This window comes from Demequina litoralis (assembly GCF_030418455.1).
GTDB lineage: Bacteria > Actinomycetota > Actinomycetes > Actinomycetales > Demequinaceae > Demequina > Demequina litoralis.
On sequence record NZ_JAUHPW010000013.1, the window covers coordinates 1 to 17,953 of the forward strand.

The window sequence follows — 17,953 nt, forward strand, 5'->3', positions numbered from 1 at the left end:
GGCCGATTCCGGGCACCGAGCACCTCGCGGGACGCTGATGCCGGTCGCGAGGAACGGGTCGCGGGTCGCAGCGCGCCGGTGCCTCAGCCTCGCAGCCGCTCCGCCGCGCTGACGACTCGTCCGGCGATCGCGCGCTCGTCGGCCCGCACGAGGTGACCGTCGACCACGACGTCCTCGCCCTGGACCAGCATGCGCCGCACGCGCGGCAGCGAGCCCAGCCCGAGCGCCGCGACGGGGTCGGCGATCCCGGCGTGCTCGATCTCGCCCAGCTCCCACAGCACGAGGTCCGCGAGCTTGCCGGGCTCGAGCGAGCCGATCTCCTTCTCGCGCCCCAGCACGCGCGCGCCGCCCATGGTCGCGATCCGCAGCGCGTCGCGCCCCGGCATCGCGCCCGCGCCGTCGCGCAGGCGTGCGAGCAGCGCGGCCTGGCGGATCTCGGAGCCCAGCCGGCCGTGCTCGTTCGAGGCCGCGCCATCGACCCCGAGACCCACAGGAGCCCCGGCGTCCACGAGCGACCTGATGGGCGCGATCCCCGCCGCGAGGCGTGCGTTCGAGGACGGGCAGTGCGCGACGCCCGTGCCCGACTCGGCGAAGCGCGCGACGTCCTCGTCGGACAGGTGGACGCAGTGCGCCATCCACACGTCGGGGCCCAGCCAGCCGAGCGACTCGAGGTAGTCCGTGGGGCTCATCCCGAAGCGCTCGCGGCAGAAAGCCTCCTCCTCGACCGTCTCGGCGCCATGCGTGTGGAGGCGCACGTGAAGGTCGCGGGCGAGCGTCGCGGACTCGCGCAGCAGGTCCGACGTCACCGAGAACGGCGAGCACGGCGCGATCGCGACCCGCACCATCGAGTCGAAGGACGCGTCGTGGTACCGGGTGACGGCCTCCGCGGAGGCGGCCAGCGCATCGGCCGTCGTCTCGACCGCGAAGTCGGGCGGCAGCCCGCCGGCGGACTCGCCCAGGTCCATCGAGCCGCGGGTGGCGTGCAGCCGCAGGCCGAGCGAGGCAGCCTCGTGCACGATCGACCCGACGATGTCCCCCGACCCCTGCGGGAAGATGTAGTGGTGGTCGCCCACGGTGGTGCAGCCGGACCGCGCGAGCACCGCCATGGCCCCGGCGGCGGCCGCGCCGGCGCTGTCGGCGTCGATGCGCGACCAGGTGGGGTAGAGCGCGACCAGCCAGTCGAACAGGATCGAGTCCTGCGCCCAGCCGCGCGTGAGCCACTGGTAGAGGTGGTGGTGGGTGTTGACCAGCCCCGGGGTGACGAGCGTCCCGGAGGCGTCGACGACGTCGGGGAACGCGTCCCGCACGTCGGACGGCGCGGCGCCCTCGCCCAGGGAGACGATGCGCCCGCCCCGGACGGTGATCCAGCCGCGGGCGATCTCGGTGCCGGCGGGATCCATCGTCGCGATGTACCCGCCCTCGATCAGCGTGCTGCCTGCCATGGGCCCTCCTCGGGTGAGCCGCGCATCGTGCCCCTACAGGCCGGTGGCGGAGAAGTGCATCCAGTCGTCGAGGTCGGTCCAGGTGCCGCCCCACTCCCAGCCGGCGGCCGCGAAGTCCCTGATGATCTGGCGCTGCGTCTCGATCATGCCCGGTCGCAGCCATTCGCGGTCGCGGTACGCGCCCGCGAGCTCGGGGAAGACGTACCCGTCGCGCACCCACGGGTTGTGGAACGGGTTGATGTCGATCGCGAGGCCGGAGGCGTGCTCGGACCACACGTCGTAGCCTCCCGTGACCTTGCGGCACTCGAAGGAGATGGTGACGTTGAGGTCGCCGGTGTGGTCGCCGCGCACCTCGTCCCACGTGGTGACGCGCATCTCCTCGATGGGGAACTCGCGGACGTACATCTGCTCGAAGACGGCCGCGACCTCCTCGGCGTGCGCGGCGGAGGTGATCATCTCCCCGGTGTGCGGCTGCAGGTCGAAGCCCCAGAACGGCATGACGATGTAGGCGAGGTCCTCGGGCTCGACGGGGCACTCCTCGCGCCAGCTCGAGCGCGCGAGCACGTCGTCGGGGATCGCCGAGATCTCGACGAACCACGCGTCGTCCTCGGGGTCCGGGTAGGCGCCGGGGCGGGGCTCGAGGCGGCGGTCGCGCAGCTCCTTGGGTGTCGCGACGGCCTTGCCGAGGTCGTTGTCCTGCTTCTGCAGCACCGTGGTGCCGAGCCACTCGGGCCGCGCGAACGGGTTGGCGACGACGTCGATCGCGGGGTCGGCCGCGGGCTCGGGGGTGACGGTCGCGGTGATCGCCGGCTGGGGCTCCGGGGTCTCGGTGACGGTGGCGCGCGGGGTGGGGGCCTCCGCCGCCGTGCAGGCGGTGAGGAGCAGGGTCGTCGTGACGACCAGCATGGCGGCGCGCATGCGCACACGCTACTGATCGCGGCGGGACGATGCCAGGGCCGGGCGGGTGGGGCCGTGTCGGCGGGACGTGGTGGGATAGTGCCGTGACCGACCCCCGCGCCCGCCACCAGGAGCTCGTCCAGGACATCGAGGCTCACCGCCACGCCTATTACGAGCTCGCAGCCCCCACCGTCTCCGATGCCGAGTACGACGCCCTCGAGCGCGAGCTGCGCGAGATCGAGGCGCTGCATCCCGAGCTGGCGACGCCGGAGAGCCCCACGCAGACGGTCGGCGGCGCGGTCGCGTCCGGCTTCGCCTCGGTCAAGCACCGCGAGCGGATGATGAGCCTCGACAACGCATTCTCGATCGAGGACATCGAGGCGTGGCTCGGCCGCGTCGAGAAGGAGGCGGGTCCGCAGACGGTCGTGTGCGAGCCCAAGATCGACGGCCTGTCGATCTCTCTCACGTACGAGAACGGCACGCTGATGCGCGGCGTCACGCGCGGCGACGGCACCACGGGCGAGGACGTCACCGCGAACGTGCTCACCATCACGGGCCTCCCGCGCGCGCTCGCGGGCGACCACGTGCCCGCGCTCGTCGAGGTGCGCGGCGAGGTCTTCCTGCCGGTCGCCGCCTTCGAGGAGCTCAACGCGCGCCTGCTCGAGGACGGCAAGGCGCCGTACGCGAACCCGCGCAACACCGCGGCGGGCTCGCTGCGCCAGAAGGACCCGGCCGTCACCGCGACCCGCCCGCTCGCCGTCACCACGTACGCGCTGGGGGCGCTCGAGTGGGGCGACACGACGCCCCACCCCAGCATCGGCACCCAGCACGGCATCTACGAGGTGCTCGCCTCGTGGGGGCTGCCCGTCACCGCGCACGCCCGGGTGGTGACCGGCGTCGACGAGGTCGACGCGTACCTCCGCGACCTCGAGGAGCGCCGCCACGCGCTCGTCCACGAGATCGACGGCGCGGTGCTCAAGGTCGACGACCGCGGCGTCCAGGGCGCGCTCGGCTCGACCAGCCGCGCGCCGCGCTGGGCGATCGCCTACAAGTTCCCGCCCGAGGAGGTGCACACCACCCTCGAGGACATCCGCGTCGACGTGGGCCGCACCGGGCGCGTCACCCCCTACGGCGTCATGACGCCGGTGCTGGTCGCCGGCTCGACCGTCACGTACGCGACGCTGCACAACGCGCACGAGGTGGCGCGCAAGGGCGTCCTCATCGGCGACACCGTGGTGCTGCGCAAGGCCGGCGACGTCATCCCCGAGATCGTCGGGCCCGTGGTCGCGGCGCGCACCGGCGAGGAGCGGGAGTGGACGATGCCGACGGACTGCCCGTCGTGCGGCACGCCCCTGGTCGAGCAGAAGGAGGGCGACAAGGACCTCCGCTGCCCCAACGCGGAGGGCTGCCCCGCGCAGATCGTCGACCGCATCGCGTTCATCGGCTCGCGCGGCGCCCTCGACGTCGAGGTGCTGGGCGAGAAGGCCGCCGCCGCGCTCGTCGAGAGCGGCGTGCTCCCCAACGAGGCCGGCCTGTTCGACCTCACCGAGGAGGACCTGCGCCGTGTCCCGCTGTTCACCTACGAGGTGGACGAGAAGCTGACGAAGAAGCAGCAGGAGGCGGGGGTCGAGGGGCGCAAGGCTGGAGACGTCTCGGCGAACGGGCTCAAGCTGCTCGAGAACCTCGCCGGCGCCCGCACCCAGCCGCTGTGGCGCGTGGTCGTCTCCCTGTCGATCCGCCACGTCGGGCCGACCGCGTCCCGCGCGCTCGCGACCGCGTTCGGGTCGATGGACGCGATCCGCGCGGCCTCCGAGGAGGAGCTCGCGGCGGTCGATGGCGTCGGCCCCGTGATCGCCGAGTCCGTGCTCCAGTGGTTCACGGTGCCGTGGCACGTCGACATCGTCGACCGTTGGGCCGCGGCCGGGGTGCGCATGGAGGACGAGCGCGACGAGTCCGTCGAGCGGACCCTCGAGGGCCTCACCGTGGTCGCCACCGGCTCGCTCGAGGGCTTCACCCGCGACTCCGTGAAGGAGGCGATCATCTCGCGCGGAGGCAAGGCCGCATCGTCCGTCTCCAAGAAGACCCACTACGTCGTGGTGGGCGAGAACGCAGGCTCCAAGGCGGCCAAGGCGGAGGAGCTGGGCGTGCCGACGCTCGACGAGGCGGCCTTCGTGCGGCTGCTCGAGGGCGGTCCCGCGGCGCTCGGCTGACGTCGGCGCCGCCGGGCCGATGCGCGGGAGGTCGCCCCGTGCCGCATGCCATGCGGCGCTCGTCGGATTCCCCCCTCACGCCCCGCGTGCGCCGTGGGTACTCTGGCCGGGAGGGGGAGTGAGGAGCCACGATGAACACCGCACTCATCATCGGCGCTGTCGCCGGACTGGTGGTCCTCGTGGTGCTTGTCATCGCGATCGTGATCGCGGTCGGCAGGCGCCAGACGACCCCGCCGCCACCGCCGGAGGAGGACGCCGGACGCGGGCCCACGGGCCAGCACCCGGACCCCGTCGAGGGCACGCCATCGGACACGTCGACGCCCCAGTGGGACCGTCGCATCGATCCCCGGGAGGGTCCACAGTGAGATTCGCGGTGCGCAAGGTCGGGCCGGACGAGAAGTCCCGCCTCCAGGAGATCGGCGAGCTGACGGCGCTCGCGTACCTCGCCGACGGGCTGATCGACCACGCGCACCCGTACGTGCCGCAGCTGCGGGACGCCGCGGCACGCGCCCAGGACGCCGAGCTGCTCGCCATGATCGACGGCGAGCGCGGCGAGGGCTCGATCGTCGGCACCATCACGCTGGTGCCGCCGGGCAGCCCCTTCATCGAGCTCGCGGAGGACGCCGAGTTCGAGCTGCGCATGCTCGCGGTGTCGCCCATCGAGCGGGGCCGCGGCATCGGTCGCACCCTCACCCAGGCGGCCATGGACCGGGCCGTCGAGCAGGGGGCCAGGCGCATCGTGCTGTCGACGCTCGACACCATGCACGCCGCCCACCGCCTGTACGAGCGGATGGGCTTCCGGCGGCGCGAGGAGCTCGACTGGGTGGTCGTCGACAACGAGGACGGCTCGGTCACGCGCGTGCCGCTCGAGCACGGCGAGCCGCCCGTGGGCGCGGTGCGCCTGCTGGCCTACAGCTGGGAGCCGTGAGCCGGACCTCGCGCCACTAGACTCGACGCCATGTCTTCCCTTGAGCGATCCGATGTGGCGCGCCTCGCGGCGCTCGCCCGCATCGACATGACCGACGCGGACCTCGACCGCCTCTCGGGCCAGCTCGCCGTGATCGTCGACGCCGTCGCCAAGGTGGCCGAGGTCGCCGGCGAGGACGTCCCGGCGACGAGCCACCCGATCCCGATGGCCAACATCCACCGCGAGGACGAGGTCCGCCCGTCGCTGTCGCAGGACGATGCGCTGGCCGCCGCCCCCGAGGCGGAGGACGGGCGCTTCCGCGTCCCGCAGATCCTGGGGGAGGAGGCGTGACCATGACCGACTGGACCCGCGCCACCGCCGCCCGGATGGCCGACGCCCTCGCCGCCGGCGAGGTCACCTCGGTCGAGCTCGTGCAGGCGCACCTCGACCGCATCGCCGCCGTGGACGGCCCCGTCCACGCCTTCCTCCACATCGACGCCGAGGGCGCGCTCGAGACGGCCCGCGCCGTCGACGCCGACCGTGCCGCGGGCGTCGAGCTGCCCCGCCTGGCGGGCGTGCCGATCGGCATCAAGGACGTGCTCGTCACGAAGGGCCTGCCCACCACGGCCGGCTCGCGCATCCTCGAGGGCTGGATCCCGCCGTACGACGCGACGGTGACCCGCCGCGTCCGAGAGGCCCGCATGCCCATCCTGGGCAAGACCAACATGGACGAGTTCGCGATGGGCTCCTCCACGGAGCACTCGGGCTACGGCCCCACCCGCAACCCGTGGGACCTCTCTCGGATTCCTGGAGGTTCGGGCGGCGGCTCGGCCGCGGCGCTCGCGGCCTTCGAGGCGCCCCTCACCATCGGCTCGGACACCGGCGGCTCGATCCGCCAGCCCGCCTCGGTCACCGCGACCGTGGGCGTCAAGCCGACCTATGGCGGCGTCTCCCGCTTCGGCGCGATCGCCCTCGCCTCGTCCCTCGACCAGCTGGGCCCGTGCGGCCGCACCGTGCTCGACACGGCGCTCCTGCACGAGGTGATGGGCGGCCACGACGAGATGGACGCCACCTCGCTCGACGAGCCCGTCCCCGCCGTGGTGTCGGCTGCCATGGAGGGCGCCACGATGGACCTCACGGGTGTGAAGGTCGGTGTGGTGCGCGAGCTCAGCGGCGCGGACGGCGGCTACCAGGCCGGCGTCACGCAGCGATTCGAGGAGTCGCTGGACCGGCTGCGGGAGATGGGCGCCGAGATCGTCGAGGTCTCGTGCCCGTCCTTCGAGTACGCGCTCGCCGCCTACTACGTCATCCTCCCGTCGGAGGCCTCGTCCAACCTGGCCAAGTTCGACTCGGTCCGCTTCGGCAAGCGCGTCGAGAAGGCCACGGTCGAGAAGACGATGCTCGCGACCCGCGCCGAGGGCTTCGGCGACGAGGTCAAGCGCCGCATCATCCTCGGCACGTACGCGCTCTCGGCCGGCTACTACGACGCGTACTACGGCTCGGCGCAGAAGGTGCGCACCCTGGTGCAGCGCGACTTCGACGCGGCCTTCGCGCAGTGCGACGTCCTGGTCTCGCCCACGACGCCGACCACGCCGTTCAAGATCGGCGAGCGCATCGACGACCCGCTGGCGATGTACCTCAACGACATCGCGACCATCCCCGCGAACCTCGCGGGCATCCCCGGCATGTCGCTCCCCTCGGGTGTCGCGCCCGAGGACGGGCTGCCGGTCGGCTTCCAGATCCTGGCGCCGGCGCACGAGGACGCCCGTCTGTACCGCATCGGCGCCGCCCTCGAGGCGTCGCTGACCGCCGAGTGGGGCGGCCCGCTGTCCACGCAGGCGCCCGAGCTGGAGGTGGCCGAGTGACCACGATGACCTACGAGCAGGCGATGGAGGACTTCGACCCGGTCTTCGGCATCGAGGTCCACGTCGAGCTCAACACGAAGACCAAGATGTTCTGCGGCTGCGCCAACGAGTTCGGCGCGGAGCCCAACACGCAGGTCTGCCCGGTCTGCCTGGGCCTCCCGGGCGCGATGCCGGTCACGAACGAGAAGGCCGTCGAGTCGGCGATCCGCCTGGGCCTGGCCCTGGGCTGCTCGATCCGCGAGTCCTCGCGCTTCGCCCGGAAGAACTACTTCTACCCGGACCTCGCGAAGGACTACCAGATCTCGCAGTACGACGAGCCGACCTGCTACGAGGGCTCCCTCGACGTGGTCCTCGACGACGGCACCGTGGTGACGATCGGCATCGAGCGCGCGCACATGGAGGAGGACGCCGGCAAGAACACCCACGTGGGTGGCACCGGCGGCATCCAGGGCGCCGACTACTCGCTGGTCGACTACAACCGCGGCGGCGTGCCGCTGGTCGAGATCGTCACCAAGCCGATCACCGGCATGGGCGCCCGCACCGCGGAGGTGGCCCGCGCCTACGTCGCGACGATCCGCGACATCGTCCGCGCCCTGGGCATCTCGGACGGCCGCATGGAGCAGGGCTCCGTCCGCGCCGACGTCAACCTGTCGCTGCGCCCCAAGGCGGTCGCAGGGGAGTCGCAGGACGACGTCCCCTTCGGCAAGCGCTCCGAGACCAAGAACGTGAACTCGCTGCGCGCGATCGAGCGCGCGGTGCACTTCGAGGCGGCCCGCCAGGCGATGCTGCTGCTCTCGGGCGAGCACGTGGTCCAGGAGACGCGCCACTGGCACGAGGACACCTCGTCGACCACGCCGGGCCGCTCCAAGGAGGAGGCGGAGGACTACCGCTACTTCCCGGAGCCGGACCTGCTGCCGGTCGAGCCCTCGCGCGAGTGGGTCGAGGAGCTCCGGAGCACCATCCCCGAGCACCCCGCCAAGATGCGGGCGCGCCTCCGCGAGGAGTGGGGCTTCTCCGACCTCGAGATGCGCGACGTGGTCGCGGCCGACGCGCTCATCCTCATCGCGGCCACCGTGCAGGCGGGGACGACCGCCCAGGCCGCGCGCAAGTGGTGGATGGGCGAGCTGTCGCGCGTCGCGAACGACCGCGAGGTCGCGCTCACGGGGCTGCCCGTCACCCCCGACGCGATCGCCGAGCTCCAGGGCCTCATCGACGACGGCAAGATCAACGACAAGCTCGCGCGTCAGGCGCTCGAGGGCGTCCTCGCGGGCGAGGGCTCGCCCGCCGAGGTGGTCGCGTCGCGCGGCCTCGAGGTCGTCTCCGACGACTCGGCTCTCGAGAAGGCGGTGGACGATGCGCTGGCCGCCCAGCCCGACGTCCTCGCCAAGATCCAGGACGGCAAGGTCCAGGCCGCGGGCGCGATCGTGGGCGCGGTCATGAAGGCCACGCGCGGCCAGGCGGACGCTGGCCGCGTGCGGGAGATCATCCTCCAGCGCGCCGGCGTGGAGGGCTGACCCTCCCGTCACGCAGCACCGTCTCGTCACGCAGCACCGTCTCGCGACCCCGCCCGGTTCCGGGCGGGGTCGCGTGCGTTGCGGGACGACGCGACCGTCCCGCGGCGTTAACCTCGGATCATGCTGACCGAGACCCCTGTCCGCCGTGTCGCGAGCGGAGGCCTCGCCCGCTCCGGCCCGGCCTGCGCCCTGACCTTCGACGACGGCCCCAACGGCCTCGACACGATCCGCCTGCTCGACTTCCTCAAGTCGCGCGGCATCCGGGCGGTCTTCGCGGTGATCGGCGAGGAGATCCTGCGGCCCTCCGGGATCTCCGCCGACGGCACCGCCATCCCCTCCGGCGCCGACGTGCTGCGGCGCATCGTCGCCGACGGGCATGTGCTCTGCAACCACGCCACCTCGTACGAGGACATGGGGCGGTGGAACGCGCTCGACGTGCGCGACGACATGCTCAAGAACCTCGAGATCATCGAGGGTGCCGTCGGCGACGAGGTGCCGGTGCCGTACTGGCGGGCGCCCAACGGCTCGTGGGGCGTCACGGCCCCGGTGGCGGTGCGGCTCGGGATGCAGCCGCTCGATGTCGCGAACACGGTCGAGGACTGGGTGGAGCAGGATCCCGCCGTCCTCGCGTCCCGGCTCCGCCTGGCCATGGTGCCGGGGGAGCTGGTGCTGCTCCACGACGGTGGTGGCAACCGCGCCGGGACCGTCGACGCCGTCATCGAGGTGGTCTCGGAGAGGCTCGACGAGGGCTGGACCTTCGTGCTCCCCGAGATGCCGTAGGAACCTCGGCACACACCAGCGGCCCCACGGGGGATGTCGCACGCCGGCCGGTAGGCGGCGTGCGCTTGTGGGGAGCGTCCGGGCGTGCGCATTCGAGGTGTCCGGGCATCCGGGCGGTGAGGGCGCTGAGGGCGCTGAGGGCGCTGAGGGAGCTGAGGGCGCTGAGGCATGGCTGTGCGGCGCCGCCCCGGAGGGGTGGCGCCGCGGGGCGGGCCAGCTATGACGGTTCTGGCGGAGCGCCGGGCTCGTCTTCGCCGTCGTGCTCGCCGGTCCGGGTGGTGTTCCAGGGTCGGGGTGTGCCGAACCTGGCTCGTCCTCCCTGGCGGGGTGCTCGCGACGCGTCGACGGATGCGGGCGGGATGAACCAGATCTCGGTGTTCGTCGCCCGGATCTGCCAGCCTTGATCGTGGATGACGTGATGACAGTGGGAGCACAGCAGGACGCCGTTGGCAGTGTCTCGCTAATGTACCCCCATGGCTGAGCGGACTGCGGTTGCACTGTATGCGCGTATCTCACGGGACCCCAATGGCGACATGCTGGGCGTGACGCGGCAGTTGCAGGACTGCCGCGCGGAGGCCGAGCGGCGCGGGTGGACGGTCGCTGAGGAGTACGTGGACGATGACACGTCGGCGTACTCGGGCAAGAGCCGTCCCGCGTATGAGCGGATGCTGCGGGACATCACCGATGGGCTGATCGACGGTGTGATCGTGTATCGGATGGACCGGCTGCACCGTCGCCCGCTCGAGCTCGAACACTTCGCGGACACCTGCAAGGCGGCAGGGCTGACGGATGTGGTGTCGCTCCAGGGCGAGTTCGACATGGGCAAGTCCGATGGACTGTTCGTGGCGCGGCTGATGGCGTCGGTCGCGGCGCATGAGTCGCATGTGAAGTCCGAGCGCATCAAGCGCAAGTTCCTTCAGACCGCCGAGACGGGCGCGCCGTACATGGGCGGCGGGCACAGACCGTTCGGATACCGGGACGACCGCATGACCCCGCATGAGGTGGAGGCGGCAGCGTTCCGTGACGCGGCGGCGCGGGTGCTGGCTGGCGAGACGCTGTACTCCGTCGCGGGGTGTATGGAGGCCCAGGAGGTGACGGGCACGAAGGGATCGAAGATGACCCCGAGCGCCCTGCGGTCGCTGCTGCTGAGCCCCAGGAACTACGGCATGCGTGTCCACCAGGGGCAGATCATCGGCGAGGGCACGTGGACTCCGCTGATCAGTGCCGAGGATGGTGAGCGGCTGCGGCTGCTGCTGACGGACCCGAAGCGGCGCACCAACCGGGCGGCGCGCCGCTACCTGCTGTCGGGCATGCTCATCTGTGGCAAGTGCGGGGCAACGATGAAGTCCCACCCGCGCAATGGCGTGCGCCGCTACGGATGCGGCATCCAGTCCACCAAGCACAACCCGTGCAAGGGCACGTACATCGTCGCTGAGCCCGTCGAGGCGCTGATCGCTGAGGCAGTCCTGGTGCGCCTGGATTCCCCCGAGCTCGTCGGAGCGCTGACCTCGACCGTGGACGAGGACAAGGTGCATGCGGTCGGCGACGAGATCGCGTCAGATCAGCGGCGCATGGATGACCTGGCAGCGATGTTCGCCGACGGGGACATCTCGCGTGAGGAGTGGAAGGTCGCCCGCGACCGGATCGAGGCGCGCATGGAGGCCAACCGCAAAGCCCTGGCACGGATGACCCGGCGCGATGCGATCGAGGACTACATCGGTCAGGGCGCGAGCCTGCGCGATCAGTGGGACTCGCTGAACCTGTCCAAGCAGGTGCCGATCATCAAGGCCGTCATCGAGTCGGTGACGATCATGCCGTCCCGAGCATCGGGGATGCAGCGCTTCGACCCGTCCCGCGTCCAGCCCGTGTGGCGGCTGTAGGCACGTCGCGAACACCCGCACGCGGGCCCCGCCGCGGCGCACCCATCAGCACGCCAACACGCGCCAGCACGCCCGGATCGGTGACGACCACCGGCACACCCTGAGCAGCACAGGAAGCGGCTACCCAGTCACGCAGTTGGTCGAAGGTCATTCCGTGCCGGCCCTTCATCGGCCACCCCACTGAGCCCACAGCGCCGGCGGACCTTCCCAATCGTCCGAGTCCCCCGAGTGCCACACTCGCTGAGGCATCGACCCCAGAGCATCAGAGGCGGCATCGAGCAGCCCTTGCGAGGACGGCGCCCACAGGTGGACCTTCTCCGGCTGGAAGCCCTGACCCACGTCATAGCGGTGAAGCCCGAGCACACGTGCATCGGGGTCGGCGAAGGTCTTGGCGACGTACTTCGAGACGTACCCAGCCGCCTTGCGCGCCTCCTCGACCACCCCCGCACCGGCCCGCAGGTCCCCCATGAGTTTGATGTGCACGAAGCCGTGCCCCCACGCCTGCTCGATGACGGAGCGCTTGATGTACTTGCCGACCGCAAAGTGCACGTGCAGCCCGTGGCCGGACTTGTGCCACTCCGGTACCCACACGTACGGCAGGGGATCGTCGCCGAGCGCGGTGCGGAGGTTGCGGAAGAACTCGCCCACGTCGGCGCGCAGCTGCAACGGATCGTGACAACCTGCACCGGCATAGGTGAGGGTGCCCATGCGGTTGAGGCGGTTCGCGGTGCAGTAGCGCCGCAGTTTGGCGCGAGCCCGGCGACCGGCCTCGCGTGCGGCGCGTTCAGGATCAGCCGCCATGCCGCGAGCCACATAGGAGCGGTCGGGGCGGTCGATGGAGGCGCGGAAGTAGCCGCCGCCTTCGAGGGCAGCGGGATACAGGGACAGGTGCCAACCGGGTGCGGTGGGCGAAGTAGCGTCAAGCAAAGCGACTCACTCACAGACGCGGCCACGAAGGGCCTGCGGAACAGGGATGGCTCGCCTGCCACGGCGGTCCCGGCTTGCACCTGTTGGTCTGTGAGTGTGTGTGGGGAGGTGACTAGTCTCCCGGGCGGTGACTTTGCTTGTTTGCCTGTTGATCCCGACGGAGCCACCCGTCAGGGCCGGTACCGCCGATCTTGGCACACGGTGTCAGGCGGTCGCAAGGGTTGCGTGCGGTCGTCGATCCGACCCCTCCAGCGTCGCGGCTACGCGCGCCCCCTCAACCCGCGCTGGCGCTCGGGTCGAGGAAGGTGCTCCCGCACCTGCGCGGGCCGAGCCCGCGCGTCGGTGCGGGTGGACCGGGCACGCTCCACCGCTTGGGCCTCCGGTATCGAATCGAAGCCCGAGTCTGGCGCGAGTCCCCCAAGAAGGCGGTGCAGTGCCGTACGGGGCTGGGTTGGTCTCCCGAGTTATGTTGCTACTTCAAGTGAAGAGGCGCGGCCGCGCCGCGCTGTCCCCACGCGACGTAGTTCAGTCCACCCGACCACGTACTGCCTTGTCCGCCGCCCCCAGAACGTACACGCGACCATCGGCACGAGCCTCTGCCACATAGGCAGGCAATCTGGCTGAGCCAATTTCGGCGAGGACTGACAGGGCAGCGATGCGCTGATACTCAAGTCCCGACTGCCAAGCACGTTCGGCGAGTTCTTCAGCCTGTGGAGCGCGCAGCGCACTCAGAGCCAACAGCGCGCGCCGCCTTACGTACTCGTCAGGATCCTCGACAAACTGAAGGAGCAGCTTGATCGCGCGATCGCGATGGGACCTCATCTCGCCCAGTCGAGCCGCCAGCTGCCACTTTGCGTCGGACTCGCCCTGGCGAATAGCGGCGACGGACAGGGCCAACAATGCCTCGGGGTCCTCGCTAATGCCCTCGGAGATCAATTCATCCTCGCTATCGCGAGCCAGTGCGAACAAGAGGTCTTCCAGTTGATCGCTACTCCAGGACGCGACTGGGCGACTCAGCGCGAACTGCACAGAAGACTTCCACAAATCGGGCCAATCGGGGTACTCCGATTGCCACTCAGCGGACATCGGCGCATCGCGCCACACTTCGGAAATCCACTTCCTCAGGTCATCAACGTCCTGCCCGAAACTCATGCCTGAAGGGTAGCGCTCGCCGCACGAAGGGCTCCGCCCGGGCGGATGGATTCGCAAGTGGCTCCATTCGGCGAACGAATCGCACCTACGAGGCTTCAGTGCGGACTGATGAGTTCCACCGCCGGAGACTGGCGCGTCGGGTTGAGGGCCGCCGAGCCCAAGCCAGGGGCATTCGAGGTCGCAGTAATGATCTCATCATGCTGGACATGCTCGATGTAGCAGCGGTTCTCCGGAGTCCGCTCAGATCCGTATAAGAACCACTCCCAGCGGACGAAGCTAGCATCGTTGATCCTGAGACTCCCCCCCGAGACGGTGAGTCCACGCGGATCACGAACTTCGAGGGTCTCGCTTCCATCGAACCGCACGATAAGTGCCCGCCGGTCGGCAGAGGCTTCAGCCGCGTCAACCGCGTGCCAGTTGTCGTACGGGCGCCCGAACCAGTCGCCGAATACGCGCAAGGTCCCGCCGATGCCGATCTCTGCGGCAAAGTTGATCGCGTCGGCCATCGAATCCGCATCGCTCACGCCGCCACCATAGCTGGTTGCGTAGGGAGTCCTGCGGCTATTAGCGCCCAGCAAATTCGTTGGTCGATGTCCGCCATGGGCACATTCATGAGTTGCTCCCTTGCTGATGTCGGTGCGGCCCCGTCTGGACCAGAAGACGATGTGGTGGGCCTCGCACCATGCCGGAGGGGCTCCACAGAACGCGCACCCGCCGTCGCGCTCACCCAATGCGATGCGTTGCGCGCGTGAGAAGGGGTACGTGCGCCGCCCGAGGTTGAGCACCTCGCCCTTCTCGCCCAAGAGTGCGGGGATGAGGATCGCGGAGGTGATCATGCGTTGCACAGTGGTCATGCCGATGGGTTGCGTGCAGCCGTCGACCTCGCCCAACCCGGTGCCGGTCTCGAGGTCGGTGGCGGTGGCGCGGAGGACGACGGAGGTGGTGCCGAACAGGGCGGTCGTGGTCTCACAGCCCAGGGCGTGGCGGGCCAGATCGGCCAGCGAGTCGGCGCGCATCTGATCAGTGGTGCGCGGGTCCACGCCGGGCACGTCGCGGCTTGCGCGCATCGCGTCCCCGACGAGTTTGTCCAGCGCGGCCCGGAGGGGTGCGGCGGTCTCGGGATCGAGCTCTCCGTGAAGGACGAGCATCCCTTCACGGTTCTCCCACATCCGCAGCGACCGCCGACGACGCATCCGGGCCTGCGAGCGTTCGTGCTGCTCACCGTCGATGGTCGCTTTGAAGCGGGAGACGATCTTGGCGAACCGGGACGCATCCAACCCCTTGGCGCGCTCCACCAGCTCGGCGGCGGCCTCCTGCTTGCACTCTGCAGGTACGTCCGGCGACAGGGAATCGAGCATGGTGATGATCTGGGCGCCGCAGTCTGCGGAGATCACGCCGGCATCCAGCGCAGAGGCGACCGCGGGGTAGCGCGGCTCGGGCTTGGGCTTGGGTGTCGGCTTGGGAGTCGGAGGCGGGTTGTCCTCAGGATCGTCATCGTCGTCCGGGTTGCCCTCGTCCTCCGGGTTGCCCTCGTCCTCCGGGTCATCGTCGGGCTCGTCGGGATCGGGACCGCCGCCGTCCATCTCCTCCAGAGCCCGCCCGACCTCGAGCAGCCGGCCGGCCTCGGCTCGAGTGGTGCCCATCGTCGCCGCGACGAGCTCAGCGGCGCTGCGGTAGCCGTGATGCTTGGCGATCCCGCCTCCGGGCACGTCCGACAGGCGCTCGACATCCCGCGCCGTGCGCGCCAGCACCATGTCCACCTCGCGGGCCAGCTGCGCCGCGTCCCCGAGGCGTTCCACCACGCCCCCCGCGCCGACGCCGGCGGCCGTCAGCCCCCGCATCGTCCCCACCGCCGCCCGCGCCTCCAGGCACGCACGCCCGAACGCGTCGACCCCGGCGGCAGACCCGCCGGGGAGATCGTCGAACAGGTACGAGGCGTTCATGGATCCATCACACCACGGGGGTCTGACAATGGGATCCGGACATCACCCCAGGTAGATGTGGAAAAAGCGTCGCCGCCAGGGTCTGTGGACATCGCCTCGCCGGCGTGCCGCGCGACAGGGCCCCGGGGCGCGTGGATGCGCGAGGTGCCGGCCGGGCGACGGCCCTTGACCTTCCAGTTGAGTGGAAGGAATAGCGTGTGGAGTTGTTGCCACTCCTGAGGAGGTCCCCATGGCACGCGACCACGGCACGATGGCGCACGAGGCGCCCGCGCCCGACGACCACACCGACCACACCGACCACACCGGCCATGCCGAGCACGGCGACCACACCAGCGACGCGAACAGCAAGACCGGCAAGACCGGCAGGACCGGCAGGACCGGCAAGGGCAGCAGCCACGCCAACCATGACGCCCACACCCACCACGGCACGGACCACAGCGGCCACGCGATGCTCTTCAAGCGGCTGTTCTGGTGGAACCTGCTCCTCGCGATCCCGGTGATCGCGACGAGCGAGATGGTCGAGGGCTGGCTCGGCTACGACCTGCCCGGCTCGGCGTGGATCCCGCCGGTGCTGGGCACCGTGATCTTCCTCTGGGGCGGCTGGCCGTTCCTCAGCATGGCCTGGCGCGACGAGATCACCGTCCGCAAGCCGGGCATGATGACCCTGATCTCGCTCGCCATCAGTACAGCGTTCATAGCGTCCGCGGCGGCCACGTTCGGCGTCGGCGACCTGAGCTTCTGGTGGGAGCTCGCGGCGCTGATCGTCGTCATGCTCTTGGGCCACTGGCAGGAGATGAAGGCGGTGGGTCAGGCGCAGGGCGCCCTCGCCGCCCTCGCCGAGCTGCTGCCGGACGATGCGGAGCGCACCACCCCGGACGGCGGCACCGAGCACGTGAGCATCGGCGACCTCCAGAACGGCGACACCGTCGTCGTCCGCCCCGGCGGCCGCATCCCGGCCGACGGCGCCATCGTCAAGGGCGACGCCAGCATCGACGAGTCGATGATCACCGGCGAGTCCGCCCCGGTGGCCAAGGGCGAGGGCGACCACGTGGTCGCCGGCACCGTCGCGACCGACGGCGCGCTACGCGTCGAGGTCACCGCCACCGGCGACGACACCGCCCTCGCCGGCATCCAGCGCATGGTCCAGGACGCCCAGAACAGCCGTTCGGGCACGCGCAAGCTCGCCGACCGCGCCGCCGCATGGCTCTTCTGGATCGCCCTCGCCGCCGCCGCCCTCACCTTCGCGGTCCACGCCGTGCTCGGCGACCCCGCGCAGGGCCTCACCGCCGCCGTCTCGGTCCTCGTGATCGCCTGCCCGCACGCGCTCGGCCTCGCCATCCCGCTCGTCATCGCGATCGCGACCTCCACCAGCGCCAAGCAGGGCATCCTCGTCAAGGACACGGCGGCGCTCGAGGCCATGCGCACCATCGACGCGGTCCTCTTCGACAAGACCGGCACCCTCACCCGCGGCGAGCACGCGCTCACCGGCACCGCTGCCGCCGGCACCGCCACCACCGACGCGATCGACGACGACACGATGCTCGCCCTCGCCGCCGCCGTCGAGCAGGACTCCGAGCACCCCATCGGTCGTGCCGTCGTCGCGGCCGCCCAGGACCGCGGCCTCGACATCCCGACCGCCGAGGACGCGGACACGCTGCCCGGACGCGGCGTCCGCGCCCGCGTCGACGGGAAGGACGTCGCCGTCGGCGGCCCCAGCCTGCTCGACCACCTCGGCATCGAGGCACCGGCCAGCCTGGACGATGCGGCGGCCGGGTGGCGCGAGAAGGGCGGCGCGGTGCTGCACGTCGTGGTCGACGGCGAGGTCGTCGGCGCCTTCACCACCGCCGACCCGATCCGCGAGGAGTCCCGCCAGGCCGTCGAGGCGCTCCACGCCCGCGGCATCGACGTCGCCCTCATCACCGGCGACTCGCAGGCCGTCGCGGACGCCGTCGCGCGCGAGCTCGGCATCGACGACGTCTTCGCCGAGGTCCTCCCCGACGACAAGGACCAGGCGGTCGCCGACCTTCAGGGCAAGGGCAAGAAGGTCGCCATGGTGGGCGACGGCGTGAACGATGCGCCGGCCCTGGCGCGCGCCGACGTCGGCCTGGCCATCGGCGCCGGCACCGACGTCGCGATGGAGGCCGCGGGCGTGGTGCTCGCGGGCTCGGATCCGCGCGGCGTCGTCGGCGTGATCGAGCTCTCGCATGCGAGCTACCGCAAGATGCGCCAGAACCTCGTGTGGGCCACCGGCTACAACGCCGTGGCGATCCCGGTCGCCGCGGGCGCGTTCCAGTGGGCGGGCCTCACCATGCCGCCCGCGGTCGCGGCGATCGCGATGAGCCTGTCGACCATCGTGGTGGCCGCGAACGCGCAGCTGCTGCGCCGGGTCGCCCTCAAGCCCGAGGAGGTCGCCGCCGACGAGGCCTGATCACGGCG

14 protein-coding genes are annotated in these 17,953 nt (G+C 71.0%); 9 read left to right on the top strand and 5 right to left on the bottom strand.

What is annotated here, in order from left to right; genetic code table 11:
* Positions 1-83: 83 nt before the first annotated feature.
* Positions 84-1,442 (bottom strand): 8-oxoguanine deaminase, encoded by a 1,359-nt coding sequence (locus QQX09_RS13575; RefSeq protein ID WP_301135724.1) that lies wholly within the window; start codon positions 1,440-1,442, stop codon positions 84-86.
* A 33-nt stretch (positions 1,443-1,475) separates the two neighbouring features.
* Entirely contained in the window at positions 1,476-2,360 is an 885-nt protein-coding gene (locus QQX09_RS13580) for a M15 family metallopeptidase (protein WP_301135727.1), read from the bottom strand.
* A gap of 29 nt (positions 2,361-2,389) precedes the next feature.
* On the opposite strand from QQX09_RS13580, the gene ligA reads away from it, so the two are divergent.
* The 8 genes from ligA (at position 2,390) to QQX09_RS13620 (ending at position 11,495) form a co-directional block, all read left to right on the top strand.
* Positions 2,390-4,549, top strand: a complete 2,160-nt coding sequence (gene ligA / locus QQX09_RS13585) for an NAD-dependent DNA ligase LigA (RefSeq protein ID WP_436969075.1) — start codon at positions 2,390-2,392, stop codon at positions 4,547-4,549.
* A 131-nt stretch (positions 4,550-4,680) separates the two neighbouring features.
* Positions 4,681-4,914: a DUF6479 family protein gene (locus QQX09_RS13590; RefSeq protein WP_301135731.1), complete on the top strand. Its 234-nt coding sequence runs from the start codon at positions 4,681-4,683 to the stop codon at positions 4,912-4,914.
* Positions 4,911-5,477 carry a GNAT family N-acetyltransferase gene (locus tag QQX09_RS13595; RefSeq protein ID WP_301135733.1) on the top strand — a complete coding sequence of 189 codons (567 nt, stop codon included), beginning with the start codon at positions 4,911-4,913 and terminating at the stop codon, positions 5,475-5,477. Before QQX09_RS13590 ends, QQX09_RS13595 begins: the two co-directional genes overlap by 4 nt.
* A gap of 30 nt (positions 5,478-5,507) precedes the next feature.
* Positions 5,508-5,807 carry an Asp-tRNA(Asn)/Glu-tRNA(Gln) amidotransferase subunit GatC gene (gene gatC, locus QQX09_RS13600; RefSeq protein WP_062297965.1) on the top strand — a complete coding sequence of 100 codons (300 nt, stop codon included), beginning with the start codon at positions 5,508-5,510 and terminating at the stop codon, positions 5,805-5,807.
* A 2-nt stretch (positions 5,808-5,809) separates the two neighbouring features.
* Positions 5,810-7,321 carry an Asp-tRNA(Asn)/Glu-tRNA(Gln) amidotransferase subunit GatA gene (gene gatA, locus QQX09_RS13605; protein WP_301135737.1) on the top strand — a complete coding sequence of 504 codons (1,512 nt, stop codon included), beginning with the start codon at positions 5,810-5,812 and terminating at the stop codon, positions 7,319-7,321.
* A gap of 5 nt (positions 7,322-7,326) precedes the next feature.
* Complete coding sequence (gene gatB / locus QQX09_RS13610; protein ID WP_301135878.1) at positions 7,327-8,835, top strand: Asp-tRNA(Asn)/Glu-tRNA(Gln) amidotransferase subunit GatB; 1,509 nt, start codon at positions 7,327-7,329, stop codon at positions 8,833-8,835.
* Between the two features lie 120 nt (positions 8,836-8,955).
* Positions 8,956-9,615, top strand: a complete 660-nt coding sequence (locus QQX09_RS13615; RefSeq protein WP_301135739.1) for a polysaccharide deacetylase family protein — start codon at positions 8,956-8,958, stop codon at positions 9,613-9,615.
* A 473-nt stretch (positions 9,616-10,088) separates the two neighbouring features.
* Positions 10,089-11,495, top strand: a complete 1,407-nt coding sequence (locus QQX09_RS13620) for a recombinase family protein (RefSeq protein ID WP_301135741.1) — start codon at positions 10,089-10,091, stop codon at positions 11,493-11,495.
* 165 nt (positions 11,496-11,660) lie between these two features.
* On the opposite strand, the gene QQX09_RS13625 is transcribed toward QQX09_RS13620, so the two are convergent.
* The 3 genes from QQX09_RS13625 to QQX09_RS13635 form a co-directional block, all read right to left on the bottom strand.
* Positions 11,661-12,422, bottom strand: a complete 762-nt coding sequence (locus tag QQX09_RS13625; protein ID WP_301135743.1) for a rolling circle replication-associated protein — start codon at positions 12,420-12,422, stop codon at positions 11,661-11,663.
* A 525-nt stretch (positions 12,423-12,947) separates the two neighbouring features.
* Positions 12,948-13,574 carry a HEAT repeat domain-containing protein gene (locus QQX09_RS13630; protein WP_301135745.1) on the bottom strand — a complete coding sequence of 209 codons (627 nt, stop codon included), beginning with the start codon at positions 13,572-13,574 and terminating at the stop codon, positions 12,948-12,950.
* Positions 13,575-13,669: 95 nt separating this feature from the next.
* Complete coding sequence (locus QQX09_RS13635) at positions 13,670-15,517, bottom strand: HNH endonuclease signature motif containing protein (RefSeq protein ID WP_301135747.1); 1,848 nt, start codon at positions 15,515-15,517, stop codon at positions 13,670-13,672.
* A 229-nt stretch (positions 15,518-15,746) separates the two neighbouring features.
* Here QQX09_RS13635 and QQX09_RS13640 point away from each other — a divergent pair, with 229 nt between their 5' ends.
* Positions 15,747-17,945 (top strand): heavy metal translocating P-type ATPase, encoded by a 2,199-nt coding sequence (locus QQX09_RS13640; protein ID WP_301135749.1) that lies wholly within the window; start codon positions 15,747-15,749, stop codon positions 17,943-17,945.
* Positions 17,946-17,953 lie beyond the last annotated feature (8 nt).